The organism is Vallitalea guaymasensis, assembly GCF_018141425.1.
Classification (GTDB): domain Bacteria; phylum Bacillota; class Clostridia; order Lachnospirales; family Vallitaleaceae; genus Vallitalea; species Vallitalea guaymasensis.
The window spans coordinates 3468566-3484365 of sequence record NZ_CP058561.1 but is presented as its reverse complement, the minus strand read 5'-3'; the positions used below and the strand labels follow the sequence as shown (position 1 = coordinate 3484365).

Annotated in this window: 12 protein-coding genes; 4 read left to right on the top strand and 8 right to left on the bottom strand. The window is 30.2% G+C overall.

The genetic code is table 11. The features are described from left to right. The first annotated feature begins 254 nt into the window (after positions 1–254). Positions 255–1346 (top strand): M23 family metallopeptidase, encoded by a 1092-nt coding sequence (locus tag HYG85_RS14930; RefSeq protein ID WP_212690338.1) that lies wholly within the window; start codon positions 255–257, stop codon positions 1344–1346. Positions 1347–1452: 106 nt separating this feature from the next. Here HYG85_RS14930 and HYG85_RS14925 read toward each other — a convergent pair whose 3' ends face one another. The 7 genes from HYG85_RS14925 to HYG85_RS14895 form a co-directional block, all read right to left on the bottom strand. Then, a complete protein-coding gene (locus HYG85_RS14925; protein WP_212690337.1) occupies positions 1453–3474 on the bottom strand; it encodes a hypothetical protein in 2022 nt (673 codons plus the stop codon). Positions 3475–3490: 16 nt separating this feature from the next. Continuing rightward, positions 3491–5554, bottom strand: coding sequence for an efflux RND transporter permease subunit (locus HYG85_RS14920; RefSeq protein WP_212690336.1), 2064 nt, complete (start codon positions 5552–5554; stop codon positions 3491–3493). A 46-nt stretch (positions 5555–5600) separates the two neighbouring features. Next, positions 5601–6191: a TetR/AcrR family transcriptional regulator gene (locus tag HYG85_RS14915; RefSeq protein ID WP_212690335.1), complete on the bottom strand. Its 591-nt coding sequence runs from the start codon at positions 6189–6191 to the stop codon at positions 5601–5603. A 224-nt stretch (positions 6192–6415) separates the two neighbouring features. Beyond that, positions 6416–7453, bottom strand: coding sequence for a winged helix-turn-helix domain-containing protein (locus tag HYG85_RS14910; RefSeq protein ID WP_212690334.1), 1038 nt, complete (start codon positions 7451–7453; stop codon positions 6416–6418). A 12-nt stretch (positions 7454–7465) separates the two neighbouring features. Next, the gene (locus HYG85_RS14905; protein ID WP_212690333.1) at positions 7466–8758 is read right to left on the bottom strand and encodes an MFS transporter; all 1293 of its coding nucleotides are present in this window, start codon (positions 8756–8758) and stop codon (positions 7466–7468) included. A gap of 363 nt (positions 8759–9121) precedes the next feature. Beyond that, positions 9122–10036, bottom strand: coding sequence for a pseudouridine-5'-phosphate glycosidase (locus HYG85_RS14900; RefSeq protein ID WP_212690332.1), 915 nt, complete (start codon positions 10034–10036; stop codon positions 9122–9124). Continuing rightward, on the bottom strand, positions 10030–11121 hold the full coding sequence (locus HYG85_RS14895) for a carbohydrate kinase (protein ID WP_212690331.1): 1092 nt from the start codon (positions 11119–11121) through the stop codon (positions 10030–10032). Before HYG85_RS14895 ends, HYG85_RS14900 begins: the two co-directional genes overlap by 7 nt. Before the next feature lie 306 nt (positions 11122–11427). Here HYG85_RS14895 and HYG85_RS14890 point away from each other — a divergent pair, with 306 nt between their 5' ends. Then, complete coding sequence (locus HYG85_RS14890) at positions 11428–12072, top strand: class I SAM-dependent methyltransferase (protein ID WP_212690330.1); 645 nt, start codon at positions 11428–11430, stop codon at positions 12070–12072. A 205-nt stretch (positions 12073–12277) separates the two neighbouring features. On the opposite strand, the gene HYG85_RS14885 is transcribed toward HYG85_RS14890, so the two are convergent. Next, positions 12278–13027, bottom strand: a complete 750-nt coding sequence (locus HYG85_RS14885) for a nucleoside phosphorylase (RefSeq protein ID WP_212690329.1) — start codon at positions 13025–13027, stop codon at positions 12278–12280. A gap of 806 nt (positions 13028–13833) precedes the next feature. Between HYG85_RS14885 and HYG85_RS14880 the strand changes: the two genes are divergently transcribed. Both HYG85_RS14880 and HYG85_RS14875 read left to right on the top strand, forming a co-directional pair. Next, the gene (locus HYG85_RS14880) at positions 13834–14997 is read left to right on the top strand and encodes a hypothetical protein (protein WP_212690328.1); all 1164 of its coding nucleotides are present in this window, start codon (positions 13834–13836) and stop codon (positions 14995–14997) included. Positions 14998–15009: 12 nt separating this feature from the next. After that, positions 15010–15519 (top strand): hypothetical protein, encoded by a 510-nt coding sequence (locus tag HYG85_RS14875; protein ID WP_212690327.1) that lies wholly within the window; start codon positions 15010–15012, stop codon positions 15517–15519. Positions 15520–15800 lie beyond the last annotated feature (281 nt).

Sequence of the window (15800 nt, the reverse complement as noted above, 5' to 3'; positions counted from 1 at the left end):
CTTGTTGAATCTTATGTTTAATTTTTATTATGATTATTTCATATACTTTTTATTTACATAATTGAGTATAATTATTCTTTTTATTCATAATCAGAATATACTAAATGTAGAATCCAAATTTTATTTTTTAATATTCAAAATATATCAAACTATGTCGTGGTAATGTCGTTCTAAATAATGCTATTATTACAGTAAGCCAAAATCCGGATTGTTGAACAAGGCTAAATATAAGCAATAACTGAAAGGAGAATAACATGGCATATGTAACAGGCAAGCACAGTACATATTATGGACCAAGTATGACCTTTTTGAGGGCAGGAAGTGTTTGTAATGAGAATGTTACTGTTTTATGGATAGAAGGTTCATACTATTTTATTGAATATAATATTTCTGGTGGATTAAAGAAAAGAGCTTATGTTAAAAGTAATGCTATCCCTTCACCTGGAGCAATTCCTTCCAAAACTTGGCGTACAACATGTGATAGATATATTCTTAGTGAAGGAGATGTTTATACCTGTCAGGCATCAAGTTACAGTTCTCATAATACCCGTGGTAAAAAAATATGTACTATTGCAAAGGGAACAAGAGTTACATATTTTAGTACAGAAAAACCCAATGGCTGGGCATTTATTGAATTTGAATATCTTAATATGCAAAAGGTCAGAGGTTATTATTGGGCAGGATATATGGGAAGTAGCAAACCATATTTGTCAACCGATGATTTCAGGTCATATAAGCAGTATGATTATATTCCTGCTGGATATCCAATGGCTGGGTATAGTCTATCACAAGGTTTTAATGATAAGACTACACGTAGAAAAGGGCATTTGGGTTACGATATAATAGGTGGAACAGAGGCTGGGGCAATTCATAAGGGAACAGTTGTAGATATTAGAACCCAGTATAGCCAACATGATGGAGTTGGAAAAGCTGTAGTTTTAGAACATGAAATCAATGGAGAAATCTTCTATTCTAACTACCTTCATTTAAGGTCTATCGGTGTTGAGAAAGGGGACATTGTTTATAAAAATCAAAGAGTTGGAACTATTGGTGATACAGGCAGTGAACCTGCTGTACATCTTCATTTAGCGGTGTATACTGACCATCCCTTAATCATAATAAGTGGATATTGCAGTGGTGGTAAGTTTCATCCATATACTTTTGAAAAGACATGTAAAATATCAACATATACTTTGAATAAATACCCTTTATATTTTTATGGTAGCACTGAACGTGATTATGAAAAAAAATATCCACGTTGTAAAGGACTCAGATACTATGACCCTTATGGTGTGATATCAACAGAAGCTAGATTAATCAGCGAATATAGAAATACCTTAATGTAAATCCCATAAAATTATTTATCAAAAATAAAAAGGCAATCTAACCTGAATTAATCCAAGAGTTAGATTTCCTTGATTATTGATTATACTATTAATAATTATCTACAGCTTATTTACCGAATAGACCTTTAATCCAGTTAATGAAGCCTTTCTTTTCCTTATCTTCTGTTTCTGTACTAACAACTGCTTCTTTAACTTTCTTGATTTCTTCAGTTTTCATAATGAATTTAACTGAACCTTCCATGTCTTTTCCAATCCCAGTAAAGCTATTGTATTCATCAGCTAACTTAACAAGTTCATCTTTTACAAGAAGTAAATCATCTAATGACTCTGTTTTTTCTGTTAAGACACTGCTTAATTCTTTAATACCTTCTTGATGGAATCTATTCATATTTACATTGAGTTCTTTTGCTCCATCTTTTAATCTGTTTCCACCATCTACTAATTGATTAGTTGCTGATAGTAACTCTTTATTACCTGTTACTAACTTATCTTTTCCTGCCATAATGGCTTTAGAACCCTCTGAGAGTTTTCCTAATCCATCACTCACTCCTTGTGAACCTGTAACTAATTCCTTGGAACCACCAACTATTTTCTTGGCTCCAGTATCTAATTGTACTGCAGATTGGGATAATTTATCAGCTCCTTCTACAAGTCCTTTGCTTCCTGCTTGTAATAAACCAGCTGTTTCTTTAATAGTGTCTGTTCCTTTTCCAAGTTCACCTAATCCAGCAGTTAATTTTTGTTGACCTTTTTTGAAATTGTTTAATTCATTTGTCATATTGTTAGAACCGTCTTCAACAGCTTTTAGACCAGCTTCAATCTGCTTTAGAGTTGCTAACATTGGACTCTTAGGGTCTTGTTGTTTTACTGCTTTAATTAAGCTTTGTACTCCTTTTAAGCTTGCAGTCACACCTGTAGTTATTTGTTTTTCACCAGCTATTAATTTGTCTGTTCCACCAGTTAGGGTTTTTGCACCTGTTTCTAATTCTTTTGTACTGCTAGTTAGTTTTCCTAATCCATTAGAAAGCATAGTAGCTCCATTTGCAAATTCTCCTGCTTTTTCTGCAAAACTAGTTGCTCCTGCTCCAAAAGCTTTTGCACCTGTTCCAAATTCTCCTGCACTATCTACAAACAGTCTTATTCCCTCAGCTACCTTTGTTGCACCTTCGTAAGCTGAACCAATTCCCAAATCCAATTTGCTGACTCCATCAATTAGTGCTGTGCTACCTTGACCTAATTCTACTACACCAGCTCTGAATTTCACTAGATTATCAGCAAGTTCTGTTTGTCCATCTGATAAAGTTTTTGTTCCATCTCTTAGTTTACTGGAAGCTGATTCCAATTCATCCGCTGAATCAATCATTTCGCTTATACTTCCTAGGTCACCTTCTTCGTCAATTTTTGGTAACTCACAGGTTGCCACTGACATAATAGGTCCTAATTCAAATTCTTCTGCATCTGCTTCTATTACTAGTTTTTCAGGGATATTGATATCTGTTGCATCTTCAGGTATCAATTCGTTTAAACCTGGTACTGAAACATAAGTTACTATCTGGTTATTTCCTTCAGTTATTATTTTACCTGAGTTAACCTCTACATTACTAAAAATATCATCTGGTAGGATTACCACTGAAGCTACCATGAAAGGTGTATATATATCTTTTGTTTCACCATTTATCACTGTTTGGTGTTTTTCTTTATTGATTGTTTCTAACTCTATTTTTACTTTACCTGATTTACCTGGTAACTCTGATGGTTCTATTTTACTGCCATCCAAGTAATAGTTCACTTTAATTTCTACAGGAATCTCTTTATCTGTGTTACCTTGATAGAATAAATCATTTCCTTCAAGTTCCCATACTATATTTTCACCATCTATACTAGGTTTCTCTTCACCTTTTACATTTTTTATATCAGTTAGAGAAGAACTATCAACTACCTTTTGACCTTCTACATCTGAATGTATCTGATCACTTACTATAATTTTTTCAACTTCTCCTGCTGAGGATAGATTAACATATACAGTTTCGTCTTTTTTGATGGTACCATCAGCAGCAAAAGATAAACTACTAGTTGTCATTAGTAAAACAGTTGCTAAACTACATATCTTTTTAATTCTTTTATTCATACTATATCATCCTTCCTTAATTTCTGCGCCATTTTCTACTAGTTTTTGCTATAAATCCTTCAAATAAGAGGAGAAGTGCTGGTAACATGAATATGATTACGAACATACTGATTATTGCACCTCTTGAAATCATACCTGTTAAACTTTTTATCATTTCCATATCAGCGATGAATCCGACACCTACTGTTGCACCAAAGAATGTTAAGGCACTAGTTACTATTGATCTGACTGAACCTAGAAGACTAAGTCTCATAGCTTCGATTTTATCATGTCCATGTCGCAACTCTTCTCTGAATCTAGTGGTTAATAATATTGCATAGTCTACTGTTGCTCCCAATTGAATGGTTCCAATTACGATTGAGGATACAAATGGGATAGTCGTATTAGTATAGTAAGGTATTCCCATATTAATAAATATCGCAAGTTCTATAGTTCCTACTAGGATAATAGGAATTGATACAGAACCGAATACTAATAGTATAATTGCGAATACTGCAACAATTGATGCTATACTTACATTTTTGAAGTCCACATCTGCTAACTCGACCAAGTCTTTTGTCAATGCACCTTCACCTGTAACCATACCGTTTTCATCATATTTTTTAACGATATCATTCATATCTTGTAATTGTTTGTTTTGTTCATCTGTAGCGGCTTTGAAACTTGAATTAACCAAGATGAGTTTGTGACCATCTTTTTCAAGTATATCCGTTAACTTATCTGGTACATATTCATAAGGTATTGCAGGACCTACTAATTTATCGTACCCAATAACTGACTGAACTCCTGGTAATTGCTCGATTTCTCCTAGCATCTCTTTTGCTTGGTATGATGGAGTCTCGGAATCAATAACAATCATATGGGTAGTAGTCATATCATAACCTGTTTTCAGCTTATCAAGTGCCACTATTGAATCAAGATTTCTTGGTAGTGATTCATCTAGGTTATAATATACTTCTGTGTTGGCTTTACCATATATAAAAGGTATGAATAATAGAACAAACAATACTACAAATTTCTTATAGTGTTTTGTTACAAAATTAGCTGTACCATTAAATGATGGTAATACCGTACCATGATTGAATCTGTGTATAACTTTATTGAAAGTTAGTATAAGTGCTGGCAGAATAGTTATCGTACATATTACACCTATGAAAACTCCTTTTGCCATTACAAAACCTATATCTTTACCTAATCCTAATTTCATGACTGCTAAAGCTAAGAAACCTGCAATAGTAGTTAATGAACTACCTGCAATTGATGTTGCTGTCTTAGTTATTGCAACAGCCATAGCTTCATCTTTGTTACTGTTAATCTTCAGTTCATCTTCATATCTATGTAATAAGAAGATTGAGAAGTCCATGGTAACCCCTAACTGGAGTACTGCCGCCAGGGACTTGGTTATATACGATATTTCTCCTAGGAAAATGTTAGTACCAAAGTTATATAATATAGCCATACCTATTGCGGCTAAAAAGATCAATGGAACAATTGTTGATTCTAATGTCAATGCTAAAACGATTGTAGCTAATACAACTGCTAGTAAAACATATATTGGTGTTTCTTTATCAGCTAATTTAATCGTATCTCTAAGTATTGCTGACATACCACTTAAGAAACATTGTTTGTTCATTATTCCTCTAATGTCTTCTATTGCTGTCTGAGTTGCATCTGATGCAGCTTCATGGGTGAATTCTATCATCATCAATGTTGAATTCTCGCTGTAGAATACATCTTTTATATCACTTGGCAGAAATTCTTTAGGTATAGTGATATCCATTAAATCACTGATCCAAAGGGTTTTTTCAACACCTTCTACTTCATCTATTTTTTCTTTTAATTTAATTACATCTTTTGATTCCATATCTTCAATAATCAGTAACCCTGTGGCTGCTTTATGGAATACTTTATCAACTATTTCTTGACCTTTCATAGAATCTAACTCTTCTGGTAAATAAGTTAGTAAGTCATAATTGACTCTTGTATTAGTCATACCATAAAGTGATGGTATCATCAACAAGACACCAATTAGTAAAACTAATTTTCTATGTTTTACAATCATTCTTGCAAACTTTTTCATGTTATCCTCCCTTTCTGCAATCATCAGTCCTTTTAAACGTCTACTACTATTCAAGCATTTTCCTTATTACATTGAAAAGAATTGGCTTCATTTCATCTATGCTTGCTGGCTCTTTTAGGATAATTGAGCTATAACAAGTTGAACCAACTAACTCGATAATAAGAAATAATGTTTTATCCACATCTTCAACAGGAATATTATGGTCTTTTAACTTACCTAAAAATGTTCTGTATATTTCATCCATGTCCTTACTTAATTCAGGACCACTTAATGCTTTTCTATACAATCCCCACGATAAGTTTTTGTAGATGAGACTTAAAAGAATAATATTATCCTTGAGGTATTCTATTGTATAATTAGTAAAGAATATAATAGCATCAATAAAGTTTTCATGTTCTTTATCCATAGTTTCTTCAAACGCTTCTTTTATGATAACTGAACTTTTCTTTAAAATTATATTATCAAGTATTTGATTCTTATCTCTAAAATAGAGGTAGAAAGTACCTTTAGCCACACCTGCCTTTTTTACAATATCGTTTATTGCAGTCTTATCAAAACCTTTAGTTGTAAACAATTCATATGCTGAACTAAAGATAGCGTTCTTCTTTTGCTTTTTATTCTCTATAATCTTACTCATAGCACACCTTCAATCTATATTTGACCAACGGTCATTTTTTAATTTAAGATTATTATATTCTCAAAATGACCAACGGTCAATATTAATTTTCTATAAAAAAAAGCTATGAATTTTAATTTTCATAGCTATAATTACTAAATAAAATCTATTATTAATTAGTTAAATCAGATTATATTATAATCTTAAATAAAATATATTTTTTGTTGTGGGATAACAATAAAATTTTATTCTTGAGCATCAATAATATCAAATAACATATTATTGACTATTTTTATGAATTTATTTTTATTTAATCTATAATATAATCTTTTATTTTTACCTGTCTCAATATCAAATATTCCTAATGTACTCATTTTTTTAATATGATAGCTCATAGTTGCAGTAGTTATACCTAGATGATCTGCCAATTCTTTGCTATACCATGATCTTTTGCCTAACAAATCAATTATTTTGAAACGATTATCATCATTGAGTAGCTTTATCAGCTCTCTATATTCCATCTTCTTCATGTTATCATCATATTTTTGTTCTAATCCATACCCATAGGTGATAGTATAAACTCCGTCTTCAGTATATCTGAGTCCACAACCTATTTCGCTGAAATAACATATATAAAACTTAACTTCTTTATCTATAACTACATCTTTATCTATCAGCATAACCATATTATCAAAGAATTTGTCATAATCTTCTTTTATCAACAATCTATGCTCATTTAATTTTTTATCCATGAAGTCTTTAACATCTTGTTCTATGGATTCAAAGAATTTATTATAATATTCTCTTAGCGTTATTACCAATCTTTCTTTCATTTCATTAGGATACCTGAAGTAATCCATGTATATTTCAACTTTATCCAAATCCTGCATATCATTTCGCAAATCATCCTCAATGACTGTTTGTATTTGTTTTTCACTAGCATCTTTTGGAATATCAAGCTCCAGTTTTTGAATAATTATATTAACTAAGTCCTCCCCAGACATCTTATCCATATTATCAAGTAATATACCAATATCATTGATATCTTCATCTATTGCGTAGAAAATTACTGCAAACAATCCTTTGCAAAACTTACCGCAATAATATTCCATATCCCTTTTTAATATAGGATCCATATTGTCTTGAACATACTTGACATATTCTGAAATGTCATTATTCAGTTTAAATCTTTTTGCATAATCTGGCCACTCATTAGCATTGATTATCCTAGTAATTGATTGTATGAAATCTATTACTATATTATAATTTATATCAGATACCATTACATCACTCCATCAACTTTCTGCCTCAGCAACTTTTAAAGTGTCTTTAACCCCAACGATTGATTCATCATTCTCAATTATTTTATTCATTTTCTTAATCATGTATATTGCAATCAAGAATATACCAACCCCTGCATATATCATTATAATATATGTTGGTATTAAATCAAGTAAAAATCCATGTAATAAGTAACCTAGAGGTGAAATCGCCATACAAAGTGTACCATTCAATCCCATCACTCTACCTCTATATTCATCATCTGTAGTCTTCTGTATATAAACAGCCATAGGAATATTGATTAGTACAAGAATACATCCCATAAGGAAGAATAGAATACTATAATATACAGCTACAAAATTGTTAATATCAAGTAATCCAGTAGCTATTAATGGAACACTGAAAAGTATATTTATAATACCCAACCCAATTACGAAAAGACCCATTTTCAATGGCTTCAATACTCCCAATTTATTAGCGAATGTAATTGAAACAAATAAAGAACCTATTGCCAGTGCAGATTCAATAATACCATATATCTCATCTGACATATTGAATTGAACAACTACAATATGTGGTATAGCAACATTTATAGCTGTAAACAGAAAATTGATGAAAACAGCAACGGATATAACACTAAATATTAAGCTTTTAGTTTTAATATAAGCAAATCCTTCTTTAATATTAGCAAAAAAGTCTACTTCTTTGATAACTATTTTTTCTACGCTTTTTTCTACTTTCCAATAAAAATCAATAAAGTATTCTGAGAAAGTTGATAATACAAATGATATACCATTAAATAGTATGAACATGGTTGGGGGCACTAGTGCATAGACAATACCACCTATAATCGGTGCTAATACACCTGTTAAACTATTCATAGCTTGGTTATATGAATTCACTTTACTTAAACTGGATTCATCTACCAAGTTAGGTAAAGCTGCATCAAAAGCTGTTGCAAACAATGCATTAAGTATTGAAAGTAAAACTGTTGACATATATATTATCCAAAGTTCCAATCCAAAAATCTGACTTAATCCAAAAGCGATAAACATTATAACGCCACTAAAGAAATCTGCTAACAGAACCATTTTCTTTCTATCCACCCTATCAGCTATAACTCCTCCAATAGGACCAAAAATCAATGCAGGTATTGTTGATAGTAATATACTTATAGAGAAGTTAAGAGCAGAACCTGTTATTTTTAATATGTACAGCCCCATAGCAAATCCATAAATACGTGTTCCAAATAAAGATACTAGTTTTCCTAATAAAAACAAAATTGTATTTTTCTTAGTCTTATTCATATTTAATATATCCTCCAGCTTCAATTCTTTCAAATGATTATTTAACTAAAGTTATATTATATAACCATCTAATATATATTATATTATATTTACATCTTATATATTTGTCAATAAAAATTTATAATTAATTTATTATTTTTTTGGAGCACTAAGTTTATTACCCTATATATAATCAGCAATACAGCAGTTTCAACATTCAATAAATATATAAAGCCACACACTTCAAACCAATGTTATATGTTCATCTAATATACATCCTTACATAATTTCAATGAAAAATAATAAACGCCTACATAAACTGAGATTACTTTTATGTAGGCATCTATCATATAAATTCATATATTATATTTTTCTTATTTCATATTAATATAATGCACATAACTCCTTAGCTATCTTAGCTGCCACTCTTGCATTATTATATACTAATTTTTTATTAGAATATAGACTCTTTCCTTCTGTTATATGATGTATTTCAGATAAAATGAAAGGTGTAATATTCTTACCCTTAATCCCTTTTTTCTCTGCATCTTGTACAGCTTTGTCAATGGCATTATTTATGAAATCATAATCCATCTCATATTCTTCTGGTATTGGATTACCTATAACCATACCACCTTTTATATTTAAATCTTCTTTTACCTTTATTGCTTTAGCGATTATTTCCGTAGAATCTGCATTATAATCTACACTATACCCACTTTTTCTAGTATAGAAAGCAGGAAAATCATTAGTTCCATATCCAATAACTGGAACTCCTTGAGTCTCTAAGTATTCCAATGTTAGACCAATATCTAATATAGATTTCACCCCTGCACTTACAACAGCTACATTAGTATTAGCCAGCTCCATCAAATCAGCAGATATATCAAATGTCTGTTGGGCATTTCTATGAACTCCTCCGATACCTCCTGTTGCAAACACCTTGATTCCTGCCAAATTAGCAATGAGCATTGTAGTGGCAACTGTTGTTGCTCCATCAAGTTTACTGGCTATCAACATGGGAACATCTCTTCTACTTGCTTTTCTTATCCCTTTGGTTTCTCCAAAGTAAACAAGTTCTTCATCAGTTAATCCCACTTTCATTCTACCACCAATAATAGCTATAGTAGCAGGTACTCCACCTTCTTTTCTGATTTCACTCTCACAGGTCTTAGCACTCTCTATATTTTCTGGATATGACATTCCATGAGATATTATAGTCGATTCAAGTGCTACAACAGGTTTATTTTCCTCTAACGCTCTTTTAACTTCTGGCTTGATATCCATATAATCTAACATTCTATCTCCTCCATTATTTTATTAATACTTTCTATACTCATATTTGGATTAACCGTTTCGTGATGTTTTAGTGCCAATATTGCAGCTGCTGTAGAAAATTTTGCAATCTCATCAATACCCTTATCATATAGATTCCCATATACAACTCCTGCCATAAAGGCATCTCCTGCACCTGTAGCATTCACCACACTTATTTTTGGTGCTTTATATGTATTAGTATAGTCACCTTCTCCGTAATATACCCCTTTCTCACCCAAAGTAATAAATACTCTCTTAACACCTTGATCAATAAAATAATCAACTGCCTTCTTAAGACCACGAGCATCTTCTATCTTAATATCCGAAAGGAACTCTGCTTCGTGCTTATTAAGTTTTATTGTATGAAAACCACCAATTATATCTTTTACTCTTCTTGATTTCCTTATTGATACAGGGTCCAATAATATTTTTTTATCTTTAAAATTGTTTAAAATGAATTCTATGACTTGTCTTGATAAGCAGGTATCAACAACTATGACTTCAGAATTCTTGATTATATGATACTTACTTTTAATGAATTCTGGTGTCATTCTATCAACAATGCTCATGTCTGATAAAGCTATGGACATATCACCTTTTACATCCATGATCGCTAAATAAATTGATGCATTCTGATCTGGTAATATCAGAGAATGTTCCATATCAATACCTACCTGATTACATTCATCAATAAGTCTCTTACTATTCATATCACCTCCTGTTGCTGAAATAAGTTTTGTATCAATTCCTAATCTAGCCAAATTTTCAGAGATATTCCTCCCTACACCACCAAGACATATTTTGATATGTCCAGGATTAGAATCTCTCTCAATAAGTTTTTCTTCAGTAAATCCATGAATATCAATATTAGCTGCTCCAATTACTGTTACATAATCGGACTTATTCATGACATATCCTCTCCCTTTGATATAACCTTTTTTTATTAGATTAGTAATATGAACCCCAACTGATGAACGAGTAATATTAAGCTTTTCACCTATCTCTTTCTGTGAAATAAGTGGGTTTCTTTTAATCAATTCTAATATTTCCTTTTCTCGACCAGTCATAACCCTCTCCTTAATATGTGCTTATATTATAAGCTTTTGCTTATTAAGTATATATTAGCATTTTATCACCATTTTCCCAATGTATTATTCAATATTTTTCATTAGTTTTAATATATATTATTTTTATATTTATTTTAATAAGTATTTAGTCAATTCACTTTTATTTTTATAATTTACAAACCAAATAGATCTCCAAAATACCCATCATTTATTTATTAATTTCATATTTAATAGGATATAATTTTTATACTTTCAAATAATACATATATATGTTAGAATATCCAAAAGAAAAAGGAGATTAACCAAATGGACTATAATTATCAAAAATCTTATTGGAATAAGATGGCAGATAGTAAGAACTTTACTACTCCATTTCAATTTAATGTTTTTTCTAAGTATATATCTAAAAATGATACAATCTTAGATATAGGCTGTGGTTATGGAAGGACTTTAGACCAATTATATGAAAAGGGATACAACAATTTATATGGAATTGATTTCTCTAAGAATATGATTGACAGAGGAAAACTTCAATATCCTCATCTTAATCTAAAATGCACAGATAGTAAGACTTTAGAATATGAAGATAACTCTTTTGATGCTGTTATTATACTTGCTGTTCTAACTAGTATTATCAGTGATAATGACCAGAGAGCATTGATATCTGAGATCAGACGGATTTTGAAACCTAAGGGCGTCATTTATATAAATGATTTCTTGATTAATTCTGATGAAAGAAATGTTAAGAGGTATAATGTTTTTCATAACAAGTTTAATAAGTATGGTGTGTTTGAATTACCAGAGGGTGCTATTATGAGGCATCATACGGTGGATTGGATTAGGGAATTGCTTAGTTGTTTTGATAGGATTGAGTTTAAAGAGATGTCATATACTACGATGAATGGTAATACTTCCAAAGGGTTTTATTATTTGGGTAGGAAGGAAGTATAGGGGATAGTTAGTTTTTAGGTTGTGAACGGGAATAGTTGATTGAGGTTATAGGGTTCGTTTTACTTGCCTTACTCCAAAGGAACGGTCTGCGTAAAACGAACCCTATAACCTCTTCTCTGATGGCTACTTATTATGATGATTTGTTATTTTAGTTAGTAATTTATTGTAGTTTACTTGTAATTTCTTAAATATACTGATTTGTTTTTTATTGATTATCAAATAGCTCACAATATAAGTTGTAGAATGATTCAAGGGCTAGGATTATTTCTTTTTTTTCGCCTTCGGTGGCTTTTGTTTCATCGTCTACATAATCGTTGATAGCGTCTTTTACATCTGCTTCATATCTTACGACATTATTGAGGATACTTGCTACGTGTATTTGTCTAAGGGAGCCTACAGTATAGATAGCAGATGTCTCCATATCTGAGCCTAGGACGTTCTTGGAATTCCAATGTTTCATTATTTCACGTTCATTATCAATATAAAAAGAGTCATGACTTCTTGTAATACCCATAAAAGTTTTGTAACCTAATTTTATGCTTGTATCATTTATAACTCTTAGAAGATTGAAGCTTGCTACTGCAGGATAGTTATCACTTACGTACATTCTTGAAGCTCCTTCTTCTCTAACTACACCTGTAGGTATTATCAAATCTCCAATATCAATCTGGTTATTACAAGCACCTGCACTGCCTATTCGAATAAAGTACTTTGCACCACAAGCTATTAGTTCTTCAAGGGCAATAGTTGCTGAAGCACCACCTATACCAGTTGATGTCACTGTAATTGGCATTTCCTTATATGTCCCTTTGATAGTTCTAAACTCACGATTATAAGCAACTTCTTCCCAAGTATCTAAAAAGCCGGCCACTCGTAGTACACGTTCTGGGTCTCCAGGCAATATAACCATTTTTTCAATGTCATTGTCACTACATAGTATATGTGGTTGTTTCATATAACTCCTCCTTTGTAAAAAATATTAATTAGTTTTATTATAACACTAGTCGAAGAAGTTTTTAACATATTTTTACTTTTTTTATTCTGCTATCTATAAAAATAATTTCAAACAATACTAAGTAGTACTATTGTGAACTAATACCAAGAGCCTAGTAAATGTCATTTCTTTAATTTTGAATGAGGATAAGAAGGTAAGGTACTCTAGGTGTTACGTTAAGTAAACCATGGACGGTGAACGCTTTCCTTTAATCAGGACGATTAACGGAAAGGAAAGTAACACCTAGAATACCTTACAGAAGCCACTGGACTTAAGGAAAGATTAGAGATATGGTATTGACGGAAGTAATATAATTTTACTAGGTCTAATCCTCTTTAATCTATATAAAAATGACCTTAAATTTATTGGTAAATTATTTTTTATTATTAAGTAATAAGCGTAAATTCATAAATCTAAACAAATTATATTATTCGTATATAAAAATATTAGTTGTAAATATAACCAATATATATATATGTATTTTATCTAAAAATAACAAAAATAAAAAACATTGTAACCTTTTTATAGTTTATTACCCTTATATAAAATTAAGCTATTTTTTATATAATTACAAAGTGACGAATTTCTATATTAGTATTGTATAAAAAAATATAAATAGTATAATTAATTATGTAAAAATTGAAAAAATATATTCGTAAAAAAATATAAACCTAGCAATTTAATAATATTTTTTTGTTATTGATGCTGCAGCTTTAATATAAAATTTAAAAAATACTTATAATAAATTAGTATGAAGGAGAATATATATGAATAGAAATAAAATCAAAATAATTATTGCAATATGTTTAGTAAGTGTTTTATATTGTCAAATTTTTAGTGAGGTTACTAATGCAACAAACAATTATGTAGGTACAGTTAACTTAAATCTTAATAATGATGGATCTAATATGATGTCGGATCTACAAGAAGCAAAAATATCTATAAATGATACAAAAATTGAAGAAAATGATTTAAGCATTCACGCTACAGTAACATATGATAATAATAATTATCCCTTGTACCTAAAAACACAATTAAGGAAGTCTTTAACATTAGATGAGGTGCTAGTGGGTAGCAACCCATATGATAAATCCAATAATTTTAACGTGGTTTTTGTATCTACAATAAAAAATTCTAAGAATAAGAACTGCTTTGTTACTAAACATAATTCAGAAAATAATAGTGATATCTTACAGATATACTTATTGAAAAATGATACAAGAGAATTTTTTATGTTTGAATTACCATTACATGTTCTTAATAATTACAATAGTAAAACTAATTATAATGTACCGATGATAGAAAATATTGAAGATGAGCATTGGTGGATCAAAACGTTGAAACCTGTTAAAAATGAAAGAGTACTCACCAAAATGTCTCCAGTTGAAGATGATGAATATTTTGACACAATATTATATAATGGACCAGAAGATTGTTATAAATATACAATTAAGCTTAAAGCGTCATCAACGGTATATTCATATGAAGGTAGTGATACTCAGGAAGATGATTCATATTTAAGAATGGTAGAACAAAAATACTATTGCAATGGTAAAGAGTATGATAAAACTTTTTTAGGAGTCTATAATTGTCTTGCCCAATCAGCACTTGTCTCTAAAACTTATACTTATAATGCAGCAATTGATACAATTCGAAGATTTGAATGGGGATATGATGTACACACTGATGAAGGTGGATTATCAATAAGTCCTGGATTATGGATTGGAAAAGTAGTTGGTGCAGGAATTACATGGACACCATATACGTCAACATTTAAATCAAGTGGACATAAAACTTTTGATGATGACGATGAGCTTAGAGGTTGTAAGATAACTATGAAAAATGCTTTAACAAAGGTAGATGATCAATATTCTCTAACTATTAGAAAATACAATGAAGGTTCTCAGAGTGGATTTTTTGAGTGTTTATAGAGAGGGACTTTTATGAAGAAAAAATACTTTTATATGTATATATCAATTATAATAATACTTTTATTATATATAATTGGAATTAGAACTAAATTGCATAATGTTGAAAATTCTAATAATAATGAAGAAATAATAATTATGAATGATCATCTACTTAGCATGAATCTTCTTACTGAATTAGAAGATGATAAAATATTAGAAGATGATTCATATATCAAAATACAAAATATTATTGATGCATTAGAAGTAGCTGATATTACCTACACATATATATTTAGAAGTGACAGTATATTCATTGGTACATTTTATCAAACATATATATCTCTTCTAAAACAATATAATATTGAATTAATTAAAACTGGGACTATTAAAGATAAAAATAGATTTAATGATATCATTAATGATTTAAACATAATAAAAAAGTGGTTAGAAGATAGATATCATAATGATAATTTTACTCCATATTCGTTTAGAGAGTTAAAGGAACAGTTTTATAGTAAGTTAAAATATTATAAGTTTGATTAACATATTTTTTAAGTAAACTATAAAGATGTAAAATAGTGCTATCTTTGATAAGTTCAGGGCATGTTTGCTAGGTTTCCTAGTATTCATGCCTATTTTAGGCTATTAACATGTTTAATGACATTCCAATACATCCCATGATTATATGTTTTTTTATCCTCCTATAAACGTCACTTTTTGATAACATATTATCTCATACTGAAAAATATACTGTTCAAAATAAAAAAAGAATTATAAATCGTACAATTTTGCAGTACTTCCGTAAATACCATATCTCTAATCTT

What these genes read in the sequence shown, in the direction of transcription:
- HYG85_RS14930 (WP_212690338.1), top strand. Translation starts at nt 255, where the DNA reads ATGGCATATGTAACAGGCAAGCACAGTACATATTATGGACCAAGTATG.
- HYG85_RS14885 (WP_212690329.1), bottom strand. Translation starts at nt 13,027, where the DNA reads ATGAAACAACCACATATACTATGTAGTGACAATGACATTGAAAAAATG.
- HYG85_RS14900 (WP_212690332.1), bottom strand. Translation starts at nt 10,036, where the DNA reads ATGTTAGATTATATGGATATCAAGCCAGAAGTTAAAAGAGCGTTAGAG.
- HYG85_RS14875 (WP_212690327.1), top strand. Translation starts at nt 15,010, where the DNA reads ATGAAGAAAAAATACTTTTATATGTATATATCAATTATAATAATACTT.
- HYG85_RS14880 (WP_212690328.1), top strand. Translation starts at nt 13,834, where the DNA reads ATGAATAGAAATAAAATCAAAATAATTATTGCAATATGTTTAGTAAGT.
- HYG85_RS14920 (WP_212690336.1), bottom strand. Translation starts at nt 5,554, where the DNA reads ATGAAAAAGTTTGCAAGAATGATTGTAAAACATAGAAAATTAGTTTTA.
- HYG85_RS14905 (WP_212690333.1), bottom strand. Translation starts at nt 8,758, where the DNA reads ATGAATAAGACTAAGAAAAATACAATTTTGTTTTTATTAGGAAAACTA.
- HYG85_RS14890 (WP_212690330.1), top strand. Translation starts at nt 11,428, where the DNA reads ATGGACTATAATTATCAAAAATCTTATTGGAATAAGATGGCAGATAGT.
- HYG85_RS14910 (WP_212690334.1), bottom strand. Translation starts at nt 7,453, where the DNA reads ATGGTATCTGATATAAATTATAATATAGTAATAGATTTCATACAATCA.
- HYG85_RS14915 (WP_212690335.1), bottom strand. Translation starts at nt 6,191, where the DNA reads ATGAGTAAGATTATAGAGAATAAAAAGCAAAAGAAGAACGCTATCTTT.
- HYG85_RS14895 (WP_212690331.1), bottom strand. Translation starts at nt 11,121, where the DNA reads ATGACTGGTCGAGAAAAGGAAATATTAGAATTGATTAAAAGAAACCCA.
- HYG85_RS14925 (WP_212690337.1), bottom strand. Translation starts at nt 3,474, where the DNA reads ATGAATAAAAGAATTAAAAAGATATGTAGTTTAGCAACTGTTTTACTA.